The sequence below is a fragment of the Micromonospora arida genome (genome assembly GCF_003857035.1).
Classification (GTDB): domain Bacteria; phylum Actinomycetota; class Actinomycetes; order Mycobacteriales; family Micromonosporaceae; genus Micromonospora; species Micromonospora arida.
In genome coordinates this window covers 1-1,507 of record NZ_QGSY01000287.1, presented here as the reverse complement: position 1 = coordinate 1,507, position 1,507 = coordinate 1, and the positions used below count along the sequence as shown (strand labels likewise).

The window sequence follows — 1,507 nt, the reverse complement described above, 5'->3', positions numbered from 1 at the left end:
GGCGTGGCGGTCGGACGGGAGTGTGGAGTTCCTGGGTCGGTTGGATGCGCAGGTGAAGTTGCGTGGTGTGCGGGTGGAGTTGGGTGAGGTGGAGTCGGCGTTGCGGTCCTGTGTGGGTGTGCGGGATGCGGTGGCGTCGGTGGTGGAGGTGGGTGGTCGGCGGGTGTTGGCCGGTTTTGTGGTGCCGGTGGGTTCGGGTGTTGATGTGGTGGGTGTTCGGGAGGTGTTGCGGGGGGTTTTGCCGGAGGTGTTGGTGCCTTCGGTGGTGATGGTGGTTGATGTGGTGCCGGTGGATCCGAATGGGAAGGTGGATCGGCGTCAGTTGCCGGTGCCGGTGCTCGGTGATGAGTCGGTGTTTGTGGCGCCGGTGTCGGTGGTGGAGCGCGCGGTGGCTGCGGTGTGGGCGCGGGTGTTGGGTGTTGACGTTGTTGGTGTCGAGTCGAGTTTCTTTGATCTCGGTGGTGATTCGATGCTGGCGGTGTCGTTGGTGGGTGCGTTGCGGGCGGCGGGTTATCCGACGAGTGTCCGTGATGTTTTCGCTTACCGGACCGTGCGTGGGCTCGCGGCCAGTTTCGGCGAGGGCGTTGACGAGTGGGAGCCGGTGGCGCCGTTCGCGTTGCTGTCCGACGCGGACCGGGCTGCTCTGCCGGACGGCCTCACCGACGCCTACCCGGCCACGCAGGCCCAGGTGGGCATGGCGGTGGAGATCGCCAAGGACGAGAGCGCCGCGCCGTACCACATCGTGCACACCATGCGCGTGGACGACGAACTGCCCTTCGACGTCGAGCCGCTGCGCGCCACCCTCGCCGAGCTGGTCGCCCGGCACGACACGCTGCGCACCTCGATCGACCTGACCGGCTACTCGGTGCCGATGCAGCTCGTGCACGCCGAGGCGCAGGTGCCGGTCGCGGTCCACGCCGAGGCGACCGGCCACTCCGCGTACGTCGCCGCCGAGCGTGACCGGCCGTTCGACCTCGCGACGCCGCCGCCGCTGCTACGGGTGGCCGTCCACCGCGAGGACGACCCGGCCTGGTGGCTCACCGTCTCGGTCAGCCACCTGATCACCGGCGGCTGGGACCTCAACCTCCTGCTGGCCGACCTGCGCGACGGCTACCACCGGCGGCGGCGCGGCGAGCAGCCGACGCCCGCCGAACCGGTGGCCGTCCGGTACGCGGACTTCGTGGCCGCCGAACTCTCGGCGCTCGACTCCGAGGCCGACGCCGCCTACTGGCGCGAGGTCGTGACCGGTACGCCGAAGCTCACCCTGCCGGGCACCCCGGCGACCGACTCCGGCCCGCGGCAGGTGTGCCGCACCGAGGTGGACATCGCCGACCTGGACGGTGCGCTGCGCGGGCTCGCCAGCAGCCTCGGCGTACCCGTCAAGGCTGTTCTGCATGCGGCTCATTTGAAGGTGATGAGTCAGTTGACTGATGAGCGGCGTTTTTACACGGGGTTGGTGTGTGATGCGCGGCCGGAGGTGCGGGGTGCGGAGCGTGTGCATGGGATG

At 69.4% G+C, this 1,507-nt stretch carries 1 protein-coding gene; it reads left to right on the top strand.

Features of this window, described 5'->3' with window-relative positions; all coding sequences use genetic code 11:
- Nucleotides 1–52: 52 nt before the first annotated feature.
- Nucleotides 53–1,507 (top strand): condensation domain-containing protein (locus tag DLJ58_RS29205; protein WP_244219182.1); only part of this gene is annotated, 1,455 nt, incomplete at its 3' end.